The sequence below is a fragment of the Streptomyces sp. CT34 genome (assembly GCF_000805335.1).
GTDB lineage: Bacteria > Actinomycetota > Actinomycetes > Streptomycetales > Streptomycetaceae > Streptomyces.
In genome coordinates this window covers 1,364,987-1,368,130 of sequence record NZ_KN708638.1, presented here as the reverse complement: position 1 = coordinate 1,368,130, position 3,144 = coordinate 1,364,987, and the positions used below count along the sequence as shown (strand labels likewise).

Sequence of the window (3,144 nt, the reverse complement as noted above, 5' to 3'; positions counted from 1 at the left end):
CGGGGGCCCCGCCCCCGCCAGTTCGGACAGGACGGAACCGGGGCGTCGGGCCCGGCCTCCTCCGCGGCGTCCGCGAGCAGCGCTCCGTCCAGCCGCAGCGTTTCGACGAACTCGGTGATCTGCATGCCCCGAGTGTGCCAGCCGGCAGCGGAATCGGACCCCGGCGGGGTGAGCCGGCGGAGCTGCGGCCCGCCGGCACCGATCCGGCCCCCCGGCGCGCCGACCAGCCGCGATGCCGCCGCCGCGGCCGTCAACTCCCCCTCGGGCGGGCCGAATTCAGCGCACAGCGGATCGCCCGCGCGGGGGAGCCGGGGCGCTCAGCCGCGCCCGCTGCGGTGCGCCCCGCGGGTCGCGTACGCGACGGCCGCCGCCACCGCGGCCAGCAGCGCGGCCGTGGTCAGCGCGACGGGCAGCCCGAACGCCTCGGCGAGGAAGCCGATCGCGGGCGGGCCGAGCAGCATGCCGCCGTAGCCGACCGTGGAGGCCACCGCGACCCCGTCCGGGCCGTCGGCCTCGCCGGCGCGGGCGATGGCGATCGGGAAGATGTTGGCCAGGCCCAGACCGGCGACGGCGAAACCGGCGCAGGCGGCCCATGCGGTCGGTGCCAGTGCGCCGAGCAGCATGCCGGCCGTGGCCGTGGAACCGCCCGTGATCAGGGCGCGGGTCGGGCCGAAGCGCTGGACGACGGCGGTGCCGGAGAGCCGGCCGGCGGTCATCGCCAGGGCGAACACCGCGTATCCGGCGGCGGCCAGGCTCGGCCCGGCGGCCAGGTCCTGCGAGAGGTGCAGCGCGCCCCAGTCGGCCATCGCGCCCTCGCCGTACGCGGTGCAGAGCGCGATCAGGCCGAAGACCAGGACCAGCCGGCGCGCCCGCTTGGCCCCGCCGGCCGGCCGCGAACGGTCCGACCGGGACGCACCGGGTCCCTCGGGAAGCGGCGTCCGGTCCGCCCCCGCGGGCCCGCGCAGCGCCCGCCCGGCGACGGCCGTCACCACCAGCCCGATGACCGCCAGCACCAGCAGGTGCGTGGCCGGGGACAGCCGGCCCGCGATCAGCCCGCCGAGGCCCGCGCCCAGCATCCCGCCCAGGCTGAAGGCGGCGTGGAAGCCGGACATCACCGGGCGGCGCAGGGCGGCGATCAGCTCGACGGCGGCGCTGTTCATGGCGACGTTGAGGGAGCCGTACGCCGCGCCGAAGACCAGCAGCACCAGGCCCAGCGCGGTGGCCGAGCGGGTGAGCGGCGGCAGCAGGATGCTCAGCGCCAGGGCGGCGCCGGAGGCGGTGGTCACGGCATGGCTGCCGAAGCGGCGGCACAGCCGGCCGGTGATCATCATGAAGGCCACCGCGCCCGCGGACACGCCGAGCAGCGCGAGCCCGAGGGCACCCGCGCCGGCGCCGGTCTGCGCCTTGATCGCGGGGATGCGGACGACCCAGCCGGCGAAGAGGAAGCCGTCCATGGCGAAGAAGGCCGTGAGGGCGATGCGGAGGCGGGTCGGTCGGGGATCGGTCGGTCGGGGAGCGGAGGGGAGCGGGCCCCGGTTGCGGGCGAGGGCCGTCCGTATTTTGTTTAGCGTCGGCACAAAGCCAGAATAGAGACGTGACCCAGACTCGGACAACCAGGCTGGAGCGGGGCCGCAGCGCCCTCGGACCCGCACTGGAGCTCGTACACACAGGACGCGCACCCACCCGCGCCGTACTGACCTCCGAACTCGGCGTGACGCGGGCGACCGCCGGGGCGGTGGCCGCCGAGCTCGAAGCCCTCGGCCTGATCACCGTCGACTCCCGGCCGCACGCCTCCGCCGGCTCCCAAGGCCGCCCCTCCCACCGGCTGTTCGTCGACGAGAACGGCCCGGTCGTACTCGCCGCGCAGATCCACGCCGACGGCTACCGCGCCGCGCTGGTCGGCCTCGGCGGCCGGATCGTCGCCACCGCGCCCGGCTGCGGCACCGTCCCCGCCGACCCGGCGCACGTGCTCGCCGAGGTCGTCGCGGCCGGCTCCGCACTGCTGGACGAGACCGGCCGCCGCTGCCTCGGCGCCGGCCTCGCGGTACCGTCCGCGGTCGCCGAACCGGACGGTGAAGCGCTCAACCCGCTGCACCTCGCCTGGCCTTCGGGCGCTCCCGTACGCGAACTCTTCCTGCGCGCGCTCGCCGACGCCGGCATCCCCGGCGTCACCGCCGGGATCGGCTTCACCGGCAACGATGTCAACCTCGGCGCACTCGCCGAACACCGGCACGGGGCCGGCCGGGGCGCCCGCCATCTGCTCTGCGTCGCCTCCGGCCACCGCGGCGTCGGCGGGGCGCTGGTGCTCGACGGCCGCCTGCACAGCGGCAGTTCGGGCCTCGCCCTGGAGGTCGGCCACCTCACCGTCAACCCCGAGGGCGCGCCCTGCCACTGCGGCAGCCGCGGCTGCCTGGACGTCGAGGCCGACCCCCTCGCCTTCCTCGTCGCGGCCGGCCGGGAACCGGGCCCCGAGGTCTCGCTCCTCCACCAGGCCGTGGAACTGCTGCGCAACGAGTACGCCGACCCGGGCGTACGCGCCGCCGCGGACCTGCTCATCGACCGCCTCGGGCTCGGCATCGCCGGCCTGGTCAACATCCTCAACCCCGACCGCATCATCCTCGGCGGACTCCACCGCAGCCTCCTGGAAGCCGACCCGGAACGGCTGCGGGCGGTGGTCGCCGACCGCAGCCTGTGGGGCCGCAGCGGCGGCGTCCCGATCCTGCCGTGCAGCCTCGACCACAACAGCCTGGTGGGCGCGGCCGAACTGGCCTGGCAGCCGGTGCTGGATGATCCGTTGGTGGTCATGGATTAGTCCGTCGTTCCGTGGTTCCGCTGCCCGTCCGCTGCGCTTTGCCGCGCCCGACGTTGTCGGCTGTCCCGCCGTGGGGGTTTGTCGCCGTTGCGCCTGCGGCGGGCGGGGTCCGCTGCGCGGGGCTTTGGGGTGCGGTGGCGGTCCTCCGGGGGTGGTGTGCCGGACTGCTTCGCTTTACGTCCGGCACACCGCCCCCTCCGGCCCGCCCCCTCCCGCGGGTGGGAGGGAAAACCGGTGCGTTGGGGCCGGGCGAGTGGTCCGGTGACGGTCTCTATCCGCCCATGAACCCGCACGATCCCACTTGCGTGTGTCCCACGGGTCTTTTTCCACCC

General features: G+C 75.9%; 2 protein-coding genes. One reads left to right on the top strand and one right to left on the bottom strand.

Annotated elements, in window-relative coordinates:
• Positions 1-317: 317 nt before the first annotated feature.
• A complete protein-coding gene (locus RZ84_RS06125; protein ID WP_043263413.1) occupies positions 318-1,577 on the bottom strand; it encodes an MFS transporter in 1,260 nt (419 codons plus the stop codon).
• Positions 1,578-1,594: 17 nt separating this feature from the next.
• Here RZ84_RS06125 and RZ84_RS06120 point away from each other — a divergent pair, with 17 nt between their 5' ends.
• On the top strand, positions 1,595-2,812 hold the full coding sequence (locus RZ84_RS06120) for an ROK family protein (protein ID WP_043263412.1): 1,218 nt from the start codon (positions 1,595-1,597) through the stop codon (positions 2,810-2,812).
• Positions 2,813-3,144: the final 332 nt, after the last annotated feature.